This window comes from Actinomadura formosensis NBRC 14204, assembly GCF_001552155.1.
Lineage (GTDB): Bacteria > Actinomycetota > Actinomycetes > Streptosporangiales > Streptosporangiaceae > Spirillospora > Spirillospora formosensis.
The window spans coordinates 1-16,515 of the sequence record NZ_BCQQ01000082.1 but is presented as its reverse complement, the minus strand read 5'-3'; the positions used below and the strand labels follow the sequence as shown (position 1 = coordinate 16,515).

Annotated in this window: 17 protein-coding genes; 12 read left to right on the top strand and 5 right to left on the bottom strand. The window is 72.3% G+C overall.

Annotated features, from left to right (window positions below):
- Positions 1-151: 151 nt before the first annotated feature.
- A complete protein-coding gene (locus tag AF1_RS20960) occupies positions 152-1,537 on the top strand; it encodes a dipeptidase (RefSeq protein WP_242608863.1) in 1,386 nt (461 codons plus the stop codon).
- A gap of 21 nt (positions 1,538-1,558) precedes the next feature.
- Positions 1,559-2,470: an NAD(+) diphosphatase gene (nudC, locus tag AF1_RS20955; RefSeq protein ID WP_084263176.1), complete on the top strand. Its 912-nt coding sequence runs from the start codon at positions 1,559-1,561 to the stop codon at positions 2,468-2,470.
- 46 nt (positions 2,471-2,516) lie between these two features.
- On the opposite strand, the gene AF1_RS20950 is transcribed toward nudC, so the two are convergent.
- A complete protein-coding gene (locus tag AF1_RS20950; protein WP_067801813.1) occupies positions 2,517-2,807 on the bottom strand; it encodes a mycoredoxin in 291 nt (96 codons plus the stop codon).
- Between the two features lie 133 nt (positions 2,808-2,940).
- Between AF1_RS20950 and AF1_RS20945 the strand changes: the two genes are divergently transcribed.
- The 6 genes from AF1_RS20945 (at position 2,941) to AF1_RS20915 (ending at position 9,342) form a co-directional block, all read left to right on the top strand.
- The gene (locus AF1_RS20945) at positions 2,941-5,055 is read left to right on the top strand and encodes an ATP-dependent DNA helicase UvrD2 (RefSeq protein ID WP_067801811.1); all 2,115 of its coding nucleotides are present in this window, start codon (positions 2,941-2,943) and stop codon (positions 5,053-5,055) included.
- A 50-nt stretch (positions 5,056-5,105) separates the two neighbouring features.
- On the top strand, positions 5,106-5,969 hold the full coding sequence (gene tesB / locus AF1_RS20940; RefSeq protein WP_067801808.1) for an acyl-CoA thioesterase II: 864 nt from the start codon (positions 5,106-5,108) through the stop codon (positions 5,967-5,969).
- Positions 5,970-6,215: 246 nt separating this feature from the next.
- On the top strand, positions 6,216-8,030 hold the full coding sequence (locus tag AF1_RS20935) for an alpha/beta hydrolase (protein WP_067801866.1): 1,815 nt from the start codon (positions 6,216-6,218) through the stop codon (positions 8,028-8,030).
- Between the two features lie 327 nt (positions 8,031-8,357).
- On the top strand, positions 8,358-8,657 hold the full coding sequence (locus AF1_RS20925; protein ID WP_131732707.1) for a hypothetical protein: 300 nt from the start codon (positions 8,358-8,360) through the stop codon (positions 8,655-8,657).
- Positions 8,658-8,779: 122 nt separating this feature from the next.
- Positions 8,780-9,058, top strand: coding sequence for a WhiB family transcriptional regulator (locus tag AF1_RS20920; RefSeq protein WP_067801790.1), 279 nt, complete (start codon positions 8,780-8,782; stop codon positions 9,056-9,058).
- 8 nt (positions 9,059-9,066) lie between these two features.
- On the top strand, positions 9,067-9,342 hold the full coding sequence (locus AF1_RS20915) for a hypothetical protein (RefSeq protein WP_131732708.1): 276 nt from the start codon (positions 9,067-9,069) through the stop codon (positions 9,340-9,342).
- A 249-nt stretch (positions 9,343-9,591) separates the two neighbouring features.
- On the opposite strand, the gene AF1_RS20910 is transcribed toward AF1_RS20915, so the two are convergent.
- On the bottom strand, positions 9,592-10,923 hold the full coding sequence (locus AF1_RS20910; RefSeq protein ID WP_067801863.1) for an ABC1 kinase family protein: 1,332 nt from the start codon (positions 10,921-10,923) through the stop codon (positions 9,592-9,594).
- A 175-nt stretch (positions 10,924-11,098) separates the two neighbouring features.
- Between AF1_RS20910 and AF1_RS20905 the strand changes: the two genes are divergently transcribed.
- From AF1_RS20905 to AF1_RS20895, 3 genes are all read left to right on the top strand, one after another.
- Complete coding sequence (locus tag AF1_RS20905; RefSeq protein WP_067801786.1) at positions 11,099-11,899, top strand: enoyl-CoA hydratase/isomerase family protein; 801 nt, start codon at positions 11,099-11,101, stop codon at positions 11,897-11,899.
- A gap of 173 nt (positions 11,900-12,072) precedes the next feature.
- Entirely contained in the window at positions 12,073-12,618 is a 546-nt protein-coding gene (locus AF1_RS20900) for a M48 metallopeptidase family protein (protein WP_084263175.1), read from the top strand.
- The gene (locus AF1_RS20895; protein WP_242608865.1) at positions 12,615-13,277 is read left to right on the top strand and encodes a hypothetical protein; all 663 of its coding nucleotides are present in this window, start codon (positions 12,615-12,617) and stop codon (positions 13,275-13,277) included. Before AF1_RS20900 ends, AF1_RS20895 begins: the two co-directional genes overlap by 4 nt.
- A gap of 5 nt (positions 13,278-13,282) precedes the next feature.
- Here the strand turns inward: AF1_RS20895 and AF1_RS20890 are convergent, their stop codons facing one another.
- The 3 genes from AF1_RS20890 to AF1_RS20885 are packed head-to-tail and all read right to left on the bottom strand — an operon-like array spanning position 13,283 to position 15,412.
- The gene (locus AF1_RS20890; RefSeq protein ID WP_242608866.1) at positions 13,283-13,843 is read right to left on the bottom strand and encodes an NUDIX hydrolase; all 561 of its coding nucleotides are present in this window, start codon (positions 13,841-13,843) and stop codon (positions 13,283-13,285) included.
- A 13-nt stretch (positions 13,844-13,856) separates the two neighbouring features.
- Positions 13,857-14,033, bottom strand: a complete 177-nt coding sequence (locus AF1_RS34675) for a hypothetical protein (protein WP_157419259.1) — start codon at positions 14,031-14,033, stop codon at positions 13,857-13,859.
- Complete coding sequence (locus tag AF1_RS20885; RefSeq protein WP_067801784.1) at positions 14,030-15,412, bottom strand: zinc-dependent metalloprotease; 1,383 nt, start codon at positions 15,410-15,412, stop codon at positions 14,030-14,032. Before AF1_RS20885 ends, AF1_RS34675 begins: the two co-directional genes overlap by 4 nt.
- A gap of 89 nt (positions 15,413-15,501) precedes the next feature.
- Here AF1_RS20885 and AF1_RS20880 point away from each other — a divergent pair.
- On the top strand, positions 15,502-16,515 hold a 1,014-nt coding region (locus AF1_RS20880), incomplete at its 3' end, for an NAD-dependent epimerase/dehydratase family protein (protein ID WP_067801775.1).

Sequence of the window (16,515 nt, the reverse complement as noted above, 5' to 3'; positions counted from 1 at the left end):
TCCCCTCTAACACGATGCTGACACCAAATGTAAGCTCACTGCCCGTGCGTACGGCGTCCAAGACTCACGTCCCGGCCGCCGGAGCGCAGGTGACGGCCTTGGGTGCCGGTGCACAAAGTACGACAGGACACACATGCAAAGGGGCATGCGGGTGAACGACGTAGTCGCCTATATCCAGGCCGAGCGGGCCCGGTTCATCGCCGACCTCAAGGAATGGCTGACGATCCCGTCCATCTCCGGCGACCCCGGCCACGCCGCCGACGTCCGCCGGTCGGCCGACTGGCTCGCCGCCCACCTGCGCGACCAGGGCTTCCCGACCGTCGAGATCTGGGAGACCGGCGGGCTGCCCACCGTCTTCGGCGAATGGCCCGCCGACGACCCGGACGCCCCCACCGTCGTCGTCTACGGACACCACGACGTCCAGCCGGTCGAGCCGCTGGAGGAATGGGAGACCGACCCGTTCGAGCCCGTCGAGAAGGGCGACCTGCTCATCGGCCGCGGCTCGTCCGACGACAAGGGGCAGATCTTCTTCCACACGCTCGGCATCCGCGCCCTGCTCGCCGCGTCCGGCCGGCAGGCCCCGCCCGTGACCATCAAGCTGCTGGTGGAGGGCGAGGAGGAGTCGGGCTCGGTGCACTTCGCCGACCTGCTCCGCACCCGCCGCGACCGGCTCGCCTGCGACGCGATCGTCATCAGCGACACCACGATGTGGGCGGCGGACGTCCCGTCCATGTGCACCGGGATGCGCGGTCTCACCGAGGCCGAGGTCACGCTGCGCGGCCCGTCCACCGACCTGCACTCCGGCTCGTTCGGCGGCGCCGTCCCGAACCCGCTGCACGCGATGGCCGCGCTGCTCGCCGCCCTGCACGACGCCGACGGACGCGTCACCCTCCCCGGCTTCTACGACGACGTCGTCCCGCTGACCGACGAGGAACGCGAACTGTTCGCGCGCCTCCCGTTCGACGAGGAGGAATGGCTGCGCACCGCCGGTGAGAGCCGCGCCGCGTACGGCGAGAAGGGCTACACGACCCTCGAACGGATCTGGGCGCGCCCGACCGCCGAGATCAACGGCATGTGGGGCGGGCACGACGGGCCGGGCGGCAAGACGATCGTGCCCAGCGACGCGCACGCCAAGATCTCGTTCCGGCTCGTCGGCGGCCAGGACCCGCGCAAGGTGCAGGAGTCGTTCAAGGCGTGGGTCGCCGAGCACACCCCGCCCGGGGTGGACGCCGAGGTCCGCGTCCCGGGCGGCGGCGTCCGGCCGTGCTTCTCGCCGATCGGCTCGCCCGGCGTCGCCGCCGCACGGCGCGCGATGGAGCGGGCGTTCGGCACCGATGTGCTGTTCACCCGTGAGGGCGGCAGCGGCCCCGAGGCCGACCTCGCCGACATCCTGGAGGCGCCGCTGATCTTCGTCGCGGTCGGGCTGAACGGCGACCGCATCCACGCCCCCAACGAGAAGGTCGAGATCCCGCTCCTGCTCAAGGGTGCCGAGGCCGCCGCGTACCTGTGGGAAGAACTCGCCACCGCGCTGCGCTGACATGGGCGGAGAGGAGCACAAGTGACCGAGGCACCGCTGGAGTGGCTGGCGCTCGCGCGCGGAACGCTCGACCGGGTCGCGGTGAACCGCCGCGACGACGCCTGGCTGGACGCGACCTGGAGCGATCCGAAGACCCGGGTCGTGGTCGTCCAGGACGGACGTTCGCTCGTGGCCTACGAGCCGGCCCCCGCACTCGTCCTCGTCCCGCCGGACCGGGCGCCGGACGGTGACCGCTGGCTCCTCGGCGTCGACGAGGACGGCGCCGCCTACTTCGGGGTGTCCGGCCCGCTGCCCGTCATCGAGGGGGCGCAGCCGGCCGGGCTCCGCCGCGTCGGCGCCCTCCTCGGCGACCGGGACTCCGGCCTGCTCACCCATGCCGTCGCGCTGGAGTACTGGCACGGCACCCACCGGCACTGCCCGCGCTGCGGCGCCCCGACCCGGGTGACGTCGGCCGGGCACGTCCGCGTCTGCCCCGAGGACGGCTCCCAGCACTTCCCCCGCGTCGACCCGGCCGTGATCATGCTGGTGACGGACGAGGCCGACCGCATCCTGCTGGCCCGCGGCCCGCAGTGGCCCGCCGACCGCCGCTCGATCCTCGCCGGCTTCGTCGAGCCGGGAGAGTCCCTCGAACAGGCCGTCGCGCGGGAGGTGCTGGAGGAGGTCGGGCTGCCCGTCCGGGACGTCCGCTACCTCGGCAGCCAGCCGTGGCCGCTGCCGCAGAGCCTCATGCTCGGCTTCACCGCCCGGACCGACGGCGGCGTTCCGCTGCGCCCCGACCCGGAGGAGATCGTGGACGCCGCCTGGTACACCCGCGGCGAACTGCGCGCCGCCGTCGAGGCCGGGGAGATCGTGGCACCCGGTCCGCTGTCCATCGCCGCGCAGCTCATCATGCGCTGGTACGGCGACGAACTCCCCGGCATGCCCCCGTTCTGACACATGCGAAGGCCCGCCGGCCCGATGACCGGCGGGCCCTTCGTCCTCAGCGCTCCTTCGCGAGCGTCGCCAGGTGGCGCTTCACTTCCTTCGCGCTGGGGTTGGTGAGGACGATCTCGTTGTCGATCATGACCGTCGGCACCGTCCGGTTCCCGCCGTTGACGCTCATGACGAAGTCGGCGGCCGCCGGGTCGCGCTCGATGTCGACCTCGACCATCTCAATGCCGTCGCGGGCGAGCTGGCTCTTCAGCCGGCGGCAGACCCCGCACCAGGACGTCGTGTACATGGTGAGCTGGCCGGTCGAGCCCGCACCCCGGTCGGTCGAAGGGGTCGCCATCGCCTCGTCGTCTCCTCGTTCGTTCGGACGATCAGTGTCTCCTGAAGAACAGTAGACATCTTCTCCGCATTCCAGGTTGTCCACAGTTGGCGTGCAGGCTGATACAGGTGGGACGGGCTGCGAGTATGGGGGCATGTTGGCTGAGTCGGTGCTGGAGGGACTCGACCCCGAACAGCGGGCGGTCGCCGAGGCGGTGAAAGGGCCGGTGTGCGTGCTCGCGGGCGCCGGGACGGGCAAGACCAGGGCCATCACGCATCGGATCGCCTACGCGACGCTGACCGGCGTGGTGACGCCGCAGCGGGTGCTCGCCGTGACGTTCACCACACGGGCGGCGGGCGAGCTGCGCAGCCGGCTGCGGCAGCTCGGCGCGCCCGGCGTGCAGGCCCGGACGTTCCACGCGGCGGCGCTGCGGCAGCTCGGCTACTTCTGGCCGCGCGTCGTCGGCGGCGAACCGCCCAAGATCATCGACTCGAAGATCGGGCTGGTCGCGGACGCCGCGCGCGCGTGCCGGCTGTCGTTCGCGCGGACGGAGCTGCGCGACCTCGCGAGCGAGATCGAATGGGCGAAGGTCACCCAGCACCGCCCCGAGGACTACCCGGCCGCGGTCGCCAGGGCCGGGCGCAGGCCGCCCGCCGAGATCGTGGACGTCGCCCGCGTCTACGCGATGTACGAGCAGCTCAGGCGCGAGCGCAACCTGCTCGACTTCGAGGGGATGCTGGAGCTGACCGCGGCCGTCCTCAGCGAGCACCGGGAGGTCGCGAACCAGGTCCGCGAGCAGTACCGGTACTTCGTCGTCGACGAGTTCCAGGACGTCAACCCGCTGCAGAAGATGCTGCTCGACACCTGGCTCGGCGACCGCGACGACCTGTGCGTCGTCGGCGACCCCAACCAGACGATCTACTCGTTCACCGGGGCGTCCCCGTCCCACCTGCTCGACTTTACCCGCGAGCATCCGGACGCGAAGGTGATCAGGCTCGTCCGCGACTACCGGTCGACGCCGCAGGTCGTCCGGCTGGCCAACGGGGTGATCGGGCAGGCGAGGGGGAGCCGTCCCACGCCGTCTTTGCCGGAGGGTCTGGGGGGTCGTCCCCTCAACGGGTATGCGCTGGAGCTGATCGCCCAGCGCGCGGACGGGCCCGAGCCGGTGTTCAACGAGTACGACGACGAGATCGCCGAGGCCGACGACGTCGCGCGGCAGGCCCGCAAGCTGATCGACGAGGGGGTGCCGGCGCGCGAGATCGCGATCCTGTTCCGGATCAACGCGCAGTCCGAGACCTACGAGTCGGCGCTGGCGGCGGCGGACGTCCCGTACGTCCTGCGGGGCGCGGAGCGGTTCTTCGAGCGGCCCGAGGTGCGCGAGGCGGTGGTCCGGCTGCGCGGCGCGGCGCGGGCGGGCGCCGACGCCGAGACCGAGGGGATGGGGCTGATCCAGACCGTCCGGCACGTCCTGTCCGGGGCCGGGTTCTCCGACCGGCCGCCCGAGGGCGCGGGGGCGGCCCGCGCGCGCTGGGAGTCGCTCGCCGCGCTCGCCCAGCTCGCCGAGGACATGGCCGCCGACAACCCGAAGGCCGGGCTCACCGATTTCGTCGCCGAACTGGAGGAGCGCGCCGCCGCGCAGCACGCGCCGCCGCTGGAGGGCGTCACGCTGGCATCGCTGCACGCCGCCAAGGGCCTGGAATGGGACGCCGTGTTCCTCACCGGCCTGGCCGAGGGCACACTGCCGATCATCTACGCGAAGACGCCCGCGCAGATCGAGGAGGAACGCCGCCTGCTGTACGTCGGCGTGACGCGGGCCCGCGTCCATCTGGCGCTGTCGTGGGCGCTGGCGCGCTCGCCCGGAGGAGCGCGGAGCCGCCGCCCGTCCCGGTTCCTGGACGGCCTGACCGGCAAGACCACCACGCACACGCAGCCCCGTGCCGACCGGGCGAAGCGGCGCCCCGCCAAGGGGCCGCAGCCGTGCCGGGTATGCGGGCGCCCGCTGACCGCCGCCGTCGAACGCAAGCTCGGCCGCTGCGAGGACTGCCCGTCCGCGCTGAACGAGGAACTCCTCATCGCGCTCAAGGAGTGGCGCGCCGAGACGGCGGCCGAGCAGAAGATCCCCGCCTACGTGGTGTTCACCGACGCGACCCTGCAGGCGATCGCCGAGCACTGCCCCGAGTCGCTGGAGGACCTCGCCCGCATCCCCGGCGTCGGGAAGGTGAAGCTCGACCGGTACGGCGACGCCGTCCTGAGCCTGTGCGGATACTGACCCATGGGTGAGACCGCGGTCACAAATGCCGACAGGGAATACTGGCCGCCGTGAAGGAACCGCTGAAGGCCCTGCTGGACCTGCTCGACCTCGAACAGATCGAGAACGACATCTTCCGCGGCCGCAGCCCCGAGGAGCGGCGGCAGCGTGTCTTCGGGGGCCAGGTGGCCGGGCAGGCGCTCGTCGCCGCCGGGCGCACCGTCCCCGCGAACCGGCCCGTGCACTCCCTGCACGCCTACTTCATCCGGCCGGGCGACCCGCTCGTCCCGATCGTCTACACCGTCGACCGGGTCCGGGACGGACGCTCGTTCACCACCCGCCGCGTCACGGCGATCCAGCACGGCAAGGCGATCTTCACGCTCTCGGCGTCGTTCCAGATCGTCGAGGACGGCCCGTCCCACCAGGCGGAGATGCCGGACGCCCCGGCGCCCGAATCGCTGCCGGACGGCCTGACCCGGCTGGCGCCCATCTTCGGCGAGGCCGGCGCCCGCGAGTTCGTCACTTACCGCCCGTTCGACATCCGGCATGCGACGCCGCTGACCTGGGAGGCGGCGAGGGACCCGTCCCTTGCCACCCCCGAGTCGAAGGTGTGGCTGAAAGTGGACGGCGAACTGCCGGACGACCCGCTGCTGCACGTCTGCCTCATGACGTACGCCTCGGACATGACGCTGCTCGACACCGTCCTGCTGAACCACGGCCTCGCCTGGGGCGACAAGCGGACGATGGGCGCGAGCCTCGACCACGCGATGTGGTTCCACCGGCCGTTCCGCGCCGACGACTGGCTGCTGTACTACCAGGACACGCCGTTCGCCGGCGGCGCCCGCGGCCTCGCCCGCGGCCAGGTGTTCACCCGGGACGGGGAGCTGGTCGTCTCCGTCATGCAGGAGGGTCTGATCCGGGTCGCCGACGCCTGACCGGTATAGGACAGGCCCCCGGGTGCGGCCTCGGCGTCCGGGGCCGTCGTGCGCGCGTCGTACGCGACGACGGCCGGGCCTGGCGATCCGGCGATGGCGGCGCGCGTCAATCCTTCCTGGGAATGATCTACGAAACCGCATGAGCGGTCCGCCGGGTGGATCACGTGACGAGCGGTGCAGCACAAGAATCAGTGGACCATTCCGCATCTTTACGCGGAGAAGACACTGCTCCCGGAAGGGAACTGCATGCGCTTTAGGCACAGGATTCTCGCGGTCGGCGTCGCCGGTGCGACGCTCGTGCCGGTCGTGTCCGTCACCGCCTTCGCCGATCCCGGCGCCCCCGGCGTCCGGGCCGCGTCCGCCGCCGCCGCGACGAGCCCGGCCGAGGGCACGCGCGTCGACCGCGTGCCCACCCCGAAACTCGCCTGGTACAAGTGCTACGAAACCGCCGAATGCGCGACCGTCCGGCTGCCCTTGGACTACGACGCCCCGAAGGGTGCGACCACCGAGATCGCCGTCCTGCGGTTGAAGGCCCGCAACGCCAAGAAGCGGATCGGCAGCCTGTTCGTCAACCCGGGCGGACCCGGCGGCCAGGGCACCGCCCTGGCATACGCGGCGCCGTACTTCCTCGGCGCGGACGTCCTCGACCGCTTCGACATCGTCGGCTTCGACCCGCGCGGCATCGGCTTCAGCGACAACGTCGCCTGCTTCAGGTCCACCAGGGACCAGGCGCTCGCGCTGGCCGGGATGAATGTGGCGTTCCCCGTCGGCGCGAAGCAGGAATCGGCCTACATCAAGTCCGCGAAGGCGCTCGGCAAGGGCTGCTCCACCACCGGCAAGAAGCTGGCGGGCGCGATGTCCACCGCCGAGGCGGCGCGTGACATGGACGTCCTGCGCCGCGCGGTCGGCGACAAGAAACTGTCCTACCTGGGCTTCAGCTATGGCACGGCGCTCGGCCAGTACTACGCCGGCATGTTCCCCGACCGGCTGCGCGCCGTGGCCGTGGACGGTGTCATCAACCCGGTCTCCTGGGTCGGCACCCCCAAGACCGGGAACCAGATCCTCGACGAGCGGCTGCGGTCCGCCGACGGAGCCTACAAGGCACTGAAGGAGATCCTCGTCCGCTGCGGCAAGGCGGGCAAGACGAAGTGCGCGTTCGCGGCGTACGGCGATCCCGTCAAGAACTTCGACGTCCTCGCCAAGCGGCTGAAGGCGAAGCCCGCCGACATCGGTGGCACGAAGGTCACCTACGCCGACTTCGTCGGCGCCATGCTCGGCGATCTGTACGCCCCGGACGGCTACATGTACATCGACTCGGACGCCACCGACCTGTGGAAGGCGACCTCGCCCGCCTCGACGGCGGCGCAGGCCGCCGCGGCGCGCAAGACGCTCGCCGCCCGCATCGCCGAGCGCCGCGCCGAGGTCCGGCGGCAGCGGGACGCCGCCGGGAAGATCACCGCCAAGGACTTCCCCTACTTCAACGACCTTGATGCGTTCAGCGGTGTCACCTGCACCGACGGCCGGCACCCGAAGAAGGCCGGGAGCTGGCCCGGGCTGACGGCGGCGGCCGACAAGCGCGCGCCCTACTTCGGGCGGGCGTGGGGCTGGAGCAGCGTCCAGTGCGCCGGCGACTCCTGGAAGGTCCGCGACGAGGACGCCTACACCGGCCCCTTCAATCGGCGGACGAACGCTCCCGTCCTGTTCGTCGGGAACTACTACGACCCGGCCACGAACTACAACGAGGCGGTGTCGTCCAGCAGGCTGCTGCCCAACAGCCGGCTGCTGTCCAGCAACAGTTGGGGGCACACCGCCTACGGCACCTCCGCGTGCGTGACGAAGGCCGTCGACGGCTACCTCGTCAGCGGCGCGCTGCCGCCCGCGGGCACGGTGTGCGTCGGCGACATCCAGCCGTTCGCGCAGAACCCCCCATCGGCGCTCGACACCAGGGGACCCGCGAACGCCGCCGCGATGGCGACCCGGCCGGCCGCCGCCGGGCAGGCCACGCAGCTGCCGCCGGTGGCGACCCGGGTACCGGCGTCCAGCCTGCTCGGGACCCGGTGACCTGAGCGGCCGCGACGCCGGGCGGCCCGCCCCGACAAGGGCCCGCCCGGCGTCGCGGCCGCCGCCGTGCGCGGAAACGACCGATCCGCGGCCCCACGGCATGAGATGATCGTTTCCCGGGGGACTCCCGTGAGCTCCGACGCCGCGGAGAAGGCGCGGGTTCCCCGGGAAAAGGGTGAAGTCACCCACGAAACCGCAGGTCAAAAATATCTTGCTTGATTCGGCGAGGTCCCCGTACGCTCAATGCGAGCGATCAACCGGCCGACCGTGTGGATCTTGAATCCGCCGGCCCCGGCCCGAGGAGCCAGGAAGGTGGTGTGCAGTCCGGTGAGCAACACGTTGAACAAACTCGCGTCGTCCTGGACCGCCGCATGCCCTGGCGCCTCGATGTCGCGCATCTCCATGCCCGGCGCCTATTTCCAGGCCCCCGGCGGACGGCTGCGCATGTGGCAGGGCGTGGATCTGCGCGATCTGCGTGTTGAGCAGCGAATCCAGGACGACCAGGGACGCAGTGTCTTCGAACACCTCATCGAGGACCTGAGCGTCCCGGCTCCGGCCACGGCCCACACGGGCGCCACCGCCAAGGGTGGCGTGTCGGGTCCGTACCCCTGGAGGCGACCGGTCTAGCAAGACAACCGGCAAGCCCCCAGGCCGCGGATCCAGACACCGGATCCGCGGCCTTCTTGTTTGCCCAGACAACCCACCGACACATCCGTTGAGAACCAACGAGAGGAACAAGGGTGACTGTGATGCCGGGGGCACTCGCGATCAGCGAGGAGGACCTCACGCTTCCGTGCCGGACCGACCCGGAGCTGTTCTTCGCCGAGGCTCCCGCCGACGTCGAGCTCGCCAAGGCCCTGTGCCTGGAGTGCCCGCTGCGCAAGGAGTGCCTCGCCGGCGCGCTTGAGCGCCAGGAGCCCTGGGGCGTCTGGGGCGGTGAGCTCTTCGTGCGCGGTGTGATCGTCCCGCGCAAGCGGCCCCGTGGCCGCCCGCGCAAGCACCCGCGCCCGGACGAAGTGACCGTGTGATGTCCGGCATGCTCGGCCGAATCGACCCCGGAGGTGTGATCCCCGCGCTGGGACCGCGCCTCCGGGCCGCCGGAGAGAACGAGATGATGTTGCTCAGCCAGGACCTGTCCAGAGAACGAATACCGGCGGCCGTGCCGGACGAGCTGGCCGCCCGCGTGCGGGTGCTGCGCCGCGCCCGCCGCGACGCCCGGACGCGGGCGTCCCGCGTGCGGCGCGTCCTGCTCGCCCCGACCACGCCCGGGGAGACCTACGCCCACACCCCGAAGCCGCGTCACCACGGCTGACCGTCACCACGGCTGACCGTCACCGCTCCGGCGGCCCGGTGCCGGTCAGGGGCGTGGTGCCGGTCAGGGCGTGGGGAGCAAGCCGAGAACCCGTGCGGTCGCAGGCCGCCGTCCGTCCTTCTTGGATGGTTTGGCGGACGGCGGGCCTCCCGGCGGGTGTGGAGCGCGTCCGGTGCCCCACTTCGCCGGGCGCGCGAACAGCGGGGCCCCGCGCACCTCATCAATGCGCGGGGCCCCGAAATCCTCCGGTCAGCCGGTGACGAGCTCGCCGTCCTCGTCGTCGGCGAAGCCCGGCACCCACTTCAGCGACTCGGCGCGGGCCGGGATCTCGCACTCCAGCTGGCACAGCACGCCGGTGCCCGCCGACAGCACCCGGTGGATGATCACGTACTCGGGCGGCAGGTTCAGCTGCCGGACGACGTTCGACGGATGCAGGTCGGTGACGCGGGCGGCCATGTCCCGCAGCCACTCCCGGTTGAACTTGAACGTCTCGGTGACGAACGGCTCGGTGATCGGCGCCAGGAACGCCTGCAGCGACTCGGCGTCGACCTCCACCCCGTCCCGGATGAAGTCCTCCCGGCGCAGCGCCTCCTCGATCTCGTCGATGTCGGCCATCGTGCCGATGCGCAGCAGCAGCCCGAGCCGCCGCTGGAAGCCGCCCGGGATGCGGTCGACCGCGCCGAAGTCGAGAACGCCGAGCCGGCCGTCCTCCAGCAGCCGGAAGTTGCCGGGATGCGGATCGCCGTGCAGCATCCCCGACCGCTTCGGCCCGGACAGCAGGAACCGGCAGTACAGCAGCGCCGCGTGGTCGCGGGTCTCCTGGTCGCCCTCGCTGATGATCTTCGAGAGGGCGGTGCCGTCCATCCATTCGGTGATCAGGACGTTGCCGGACTGCGCGATGACCTCGGGAATGGAGAAGTCGGGGTCGTCCAGATAGGCGTTCCGGAAGATCGTCTGGGACTCGGCCTCGATCGTGTAGTCGAGCTCCTCGACCACCCGCTCCTTCAGCTCGGCGAGCATCGCCTTGACGTCCAGCCCCGGCATCAGGACGCCGAACAGCCGGCCGAGCCGGGCGAGCTGGTTGAAGTCGCTGATCAGCGCCTTGCCGGCGCCCGGATACTGCACCTTCACCGCGACGGCCCGGCCGTCGTGCCAGACGGCGCGGTGCACCTGGCCGATGGACGCGGCGGCGGCCGGCCGGTCGTCGAACGAGTCGAAGTAGTCGCGCCAGTCCGCGCCGAGGAACTCCTCCAGCACCGCGTGGACGGTCGACGCGGGCAGCGGGGGAGCGGCCTCCTGCAGCCTGGTCAGCGTGGCCCGGTACGGGCCGGCGATCTCCGGCGGCAGCGCGGCCTCGAAGATCGACAGCATCTGGCCGAGCTTCATCGCCCCGCCCTTGAGCTCGCCCAGCACCTTGAAAAGCTGCTCGGCGGTCCGCGCCTGGATCTCCATCGCGACGGCCTCGGCCGGCTTGCCGAAGGTCCGCTTCCCGACGCCGAGGGCGGTGCGTCCCGCGAAGCCGATGGGGAGGGACGCAAGCTTTGCTGACCGCGTCACCGCGCGGCGGGGGAGATCGCTCACGCCGTACATTGTCGGTGATCGACTGTCGTTTACGCCACAACCATCCGCAACTATCGTCGGCCCCGCCCCCGGCGCACTTCTTTGACCTGCACAAATATTGTAAGTGTGCGCTTTCTCACGGGGAGGGCGGGGGTGGGCGGCCCCATGCCGAGCAGCATTCGGTAGCGTGCGGGCCATGTCCGGAGAGTCCGCCGATGTGCTGCTGGCCGAACGCCGTCCCGACGGGATCGCCGTCCTCACCCTGAACGACCCCGGCCGCCGCAACGCGATGTCGGACGAGATCACCGCCGCGTGGCGGACGGCCATGGCGGACCTGCGCGCCGACACCGGGCTCCGCTGCGTCGTGGTGACCGGCGCCGGAAGCGCGTTCAGTTCCGGCGGCAACCTCTCCTGGCTGGCCGATACGGGTTCCGTCGCCGTCCCGCCGCTGCGCGACCGGATGCTGGAGTTCTACCGGACATGGCTTTTGATCCGCGGCCTTGAGGTGCCGACGATCGCCGCCGTCAACGGGCACGCCGTCGGTGCCGGGCTGTGCCTCGCGCTGGCCTGCGACCTGCGCTACGCGGCGGACGACGCCAAGCTGCTCGCCCCGTTCACCGCCCTCGGCCTGCACCCCGGCATGGCCGCGACCTGGCTGTTCCCCGAGGTGGCGGGCCTGCCGCTGGCCCGCGAGATGCTGCTGGCCGGACGCGTCCTCACCGGCGCCGAGGCGGCGGCGCACGGATTGGTCAACCGGGCCGTCCCGCGCGAGCGGGTACTGGACGAGGCCCTCACCGTCGCCGCGAAGATCGCCGCGCAGGCGCCGATCGCGACGCGGCTCACCAAGGTCGCGCTCGCGAACGGCGGCCACGCCGACATGGAATCGGCGCTGCGCTGGGAATCGCTCGCGCAGCCGGTCACGATGTCGTCCAAGGACATGCTCGAAGGACTGGCCGCCCGGCAGGACAGGCGCAGCCCCGAATTCACCGGCGAGTGAAGCCGCCTCCACCGGTCGCGGGGATTTCCGCAAAGCCCCCGGAGTCGGTCAAAACATAGGTGCTGACCTGCGGGAACATCAAACACCCCTTTTGGTGGACGCAAAATTTCGAGTACGGTTCGAGCGTGCCCCCTAACGTTGAGGTCCGTCGCAGCAGCAGGCGCAGGCGCACCGTGTCCGCCTACCGCGACGGCGACAAGGTGGTGGTGATGGTGCCGTCCAGGCTGACGAAGGCCGAAGAGGAACAGTGGATCGCGACCATCCTGGAACGCCTGGAGGAGCGCGAACGCCGCCGCCGGCCCACCGACGCCGACCTGCAGTCGCGCGCCCGTGAGCTGTCCCGCCGCTACCTGGACGGCCGCGCCGACCCCGTCAGCGTCCGCTGGGTCGCCAACCAGCGCACCCGCTGGGGCTCCTGCACCCCGGACGACCGCACGATCCGGCTGTCCACTCGGCTGCGCGGCATGCCCGGCTGGGTCGTCGACTACGTCCTCGTGCACGAGCTGGCGCACCTGCTCATCCCCGGACACGGCGCCGACTTCTGGGAACTGGTCGGCAACTACCCGAAGGCCGACCGCGCCCGCGGCTACCTGGAGGGCGTCGCCGCCGCCGCGCACCTGCCGCTCGAAGCGGACACACCCGACGACGAGATCACCGGCGTCCACCACGGCGACGGCCTGCACCCCGGGGACGAGTTCCCGCACGAGGCCGCCGGGTGACCGGCGTCCCCGACCGGGTGCCGGGAACGTCCCGCTTCGCCGCGGTGCTGGCGTTCCCGCCCCGGCAGGCGCACGCCCCGCCCGGGATCGACCCCGACGAGTTCCGGCTCGCGCTGCTGGAGGACACCTACGAGGCCGTCGCCGGGCTCGAACTGGTGACGCCCGCGCTCGTCCTCCACCCGCCCGACCAGCCGGACGCCGAGGCCGTCACCTGGCCCGGCACACCGATCGTCCGGGAGGCGACGCTCGCCGGCGCGTTCGCGGCCCTGCACGCGCTCGGCGCCGGGTCCGCCGCGCTGATCGCACCGGACGCCCCCGACCTGCCGCCGCTGCTGATCGGCAAGCTGTTCCGCGCCCTCGGCAGCGCCCCCTCCGCCGCCTGCCAGGCCGAGGGCGGGACGGGCGCGCACGGCCTCGTCGCGCTCGCCGCGCGGCTCCCGCTGCCGGACTGGCTCGCCACCGCCCTGCACGATGTCGATCTCGACACCCCGGACGCCCTGGCCCGGCTGCGCGCCGCCGCACCGCGCCCCGGGGCGATGCCGCAGGGCCCCGGCTGGCACCGCCTGCGCACCGCCGCCGACCTGCGCTTCCTCGACCCGGGCCTGGAAGGCTGGGAGAACACCCGCGCCCTGCTGGAAGGCCACCCGCTCGGCATTTGACGGCGTCAGCCGCGCGCCGGCACCGCCCGCGCCACCAGCCGCCGGACGGCGTCATCGGCGGACTCGGGAAGATCGTCCACGGGGAACCAGCGAAGATCGTCCGACTCGTCCGACACCGCGTGCCGGGCACCGTCCGGAGCGATCGCGACGTACTGGACGTCCAGATGCCAGCTGCCCCGCGGATGGCAGCGGACCGCATGCCGGTCCAGCCGAACGGGCTCGGGCAGCAGCCGCAGGCCCCCGATCCCCGACTCCTCCGTCGCCTCCCGCAACGCCGCGTCCGCGAGCGTCACATCGCCCGGCTCACAGTGCCCGCCGAGCTGCAGCCACGCCTTCACCTTCGCGTGCAGGGTCAGCAGCACACGCGACCGGGACGCGTCGAGGACGGCGGTGCTGGCGGTGAGATGACCCGCCGCGCACTCCCGCCACATCCCCGCCACGGGATGCTCCTCCAGATGCCGCAGGAACTCCCGCCGGAGCCGATCCTGCCCGCCATCGGGCGCCCGCCACGACGAAAGCACCCGCACCGCGTCGTCGTACAGCGGCGTCACCGACCGGGCGCTCACCGGGAGATCCGGATCACGCGCGGCCGACGCGCGGGTAGCGGGAGTTGTCGGGGCGGCGGCGCCGCCGCTCCTGGTCGAACGGGCGCTGCCAGCACAGGCTCGCCCGCGCGACCCGCCGCCTGACCGCGTTCGCGGACGACCCGGGCTCGTAGCTGCAGCCGTTCACCCGGGACAGGCGCGGCCGGCTCATGCGCGCGGCCCGCCGTCGGCTGGACCGGGCCCGTCCTCAGGCCCCTTGTCGTCGGGCTTCTCCTCGTCGGGCTTCTCGCCCTCCTCGCGCGCCTTGGTGAGGTTGGACAGGTCCAGGTCGGACAGGCCCTCGATCTCGTCGCGTCCGTGCACGAAACCGTCCGGGTCGTCGAGGTCGTCGGCCGTCGGGAGCAGGTCCGGGTGGTCCCAGACGGCGTCCCGCCCCTGCGTGCCGCGCGCCTCGGTCAGCGACCGCCACAGCGCCGCGGCCTCCCGCAGCCGGCGTGGCCGCAGCTCCAGGCCGACCAGCGTCGCGAACGTCCGCTCCGCCGGGCCGCCGGTCGCGCGGCGCCGCCGCACCGCCTCGGCCAGCTTCACCGAACCGGGCAGCCGCCCCTCCGCGGCCTCGTTGACGACCGTGTCGACCCAGCCCTCGACCAGCGCGAGCGCCGTCTCCAGCCGGGCCAGCGCGGCCTTCTGCTGCGGGGTCTCCTCCGGCTGCAACTGGATCTCGCCGCCGAGCGCCTCCTGGATGGCCTCCGGATTGCTCAGATCAAGCCCCTGCACGGCCTGCTCGATACCCGACAGATCGACGGTGATGCCGCGCGCGTAATCCTCCACGGCGCCCAGCAGATGCGAGCGCAGCCACGGGACGTGCATGAAGAGCCGCTGGTGCGCGGCCTCCCGCAGCGCCAGGTAGAGCCGGACCTCGTCGGCGGAGACCTCCAGGCCCTCGCCGAAGGCCTCCACGCCGGCGGGCAGCAGCGCGCCCACGCCGTCCGGCGCCAGCGGCAGGCCCACGTCGGCCGAGCCGGTCACCTCGCGGGCCAGCGCGCCGAGCGCCTGCCCGGCCTGGCCGCCGACCATCGCGCCGGCCATCTGCTTGACCATGCCGATCAGCGGGCCGGCCATCGCGTGCATGTCGGCGGGGATCTCGCCGCCGCCGAGTACCCCGCCCATGGAATCGACCATGCGGGTCGCGATCGGGTCGCACACCTTCGCCCACACGGGCAGCGTCTGCTCGATCCATTCGGACCGGCTCCACGCCTGCGGTGTCCGGATGCCGGCGGGCAGCGTCGTCCGCTCGTCCAGCCACAGGTCGGCCAGGCGCAGCGCCTCCTCGACCTGCCGGCGCTCGGCGTCGACGACCGACGGGTCGCCCTGCTCCACCACCGTGTGCCGCGCGATGTTCTTGGCCAGGTCCCAGTTCAGCGGGCCGCCGCCCCCGCCGCCCGCACCCTGCGCGCCGATCATGTCGGCGAACCGGTGCAGCATGTCGGCGAACTGCGCCATGTCGCCGCCCATGCCCTTGAATGGATCCTGGGGCCGGTTGTCGTCTCCGTCACCGGGACGGTTGAAGCCGAAGGGAGTGTCGCTCATCGGATCGCCCCTGGGATGCATGATGGGCTCATATCCGCAACGTTAGCCGGTCTCGGCAAGGTCGCGTACTCAAGGAAGGGGGCAGCACCGTGGCAACGGGCAAGGTTCGCCCTCGGCGTAGCAAGGGCCCGGTCGTCGCCGTCACCGGCGCCGCCTCCGGGGCGGGACGGCTGCTGGCCGCCCGGCTCGCCGAACGGGAAGAGATCCGCAAGGTCGTCGCCATCGACGGGCACCGCGGCGACGTGGCCGGGGTCACCTGGCGCGTCGTCGACATCCGGGATCCGCTGCTGTCCGGCCGGCTCTCCGACGTCGACGTACTCGTCAACCTGGACATCGAGCGGTCCCCGGACGTGGACCCGCGCGACCGCCGCACCCACAACGTCCGCGGTGCCCAAACGGTCATCACGGCCGCCGCGGCGGCCCGCGTCCGCCGGGTGGTCCTCGTCACGTCCGCGATGGTGTACGGGGCCGGGCCGGACAACGAGGTGCCGCTGAACGAGGACGCGCCGCTGCTCGCCGAGGCCAGCACCAGCATCGCCGGCGACTACCTGGAGATGGAGGAACTGGCCGCGACCGCGCCCGTCACCCATCCCGGCCTGGACGTCACCGTCGTCCGGCCCGCCGCGCTCGTCGGGCCCGGTATCGACACCGTCGTCACCCGCCACTTCGAGGCGCCCCGGCTGCTGTCGGTCAAGGGCAGCACGCCCGGCTGGCAGTTCTGCCACATCGAGGACCTCGCGTCCGCCCTGGAGGTCGTCGTCACCGACGCGGTCACCGGGCCCGTCGCGGTCGGCTGCGAGGGCTGGCTCGGCCCGGACGAGGTCGCCGAGATCACCGGCAAGCGCAGCTTCGAACTGCCGGCCGCCCTCACGTTCGGGATGGCGCAGCGGCTGCACCGGCTCGGCATGACCCCCGCGCCCGCCACCGACCTGCACTACGTCGCCTACCCGTGGGTCGTCGACTGCGCGCGGCTGCGCGCCGCCGGCTGGAAGCCGCTGTACGACAACGCCGCCGTGCTCCGCGTCCTGGTGGAGGAGACCGCGGGCCGGCACGCCGTCGTCGGCCGCCGCGTCGGCGGCAAGGAGGCCACGATGGCGACCGCC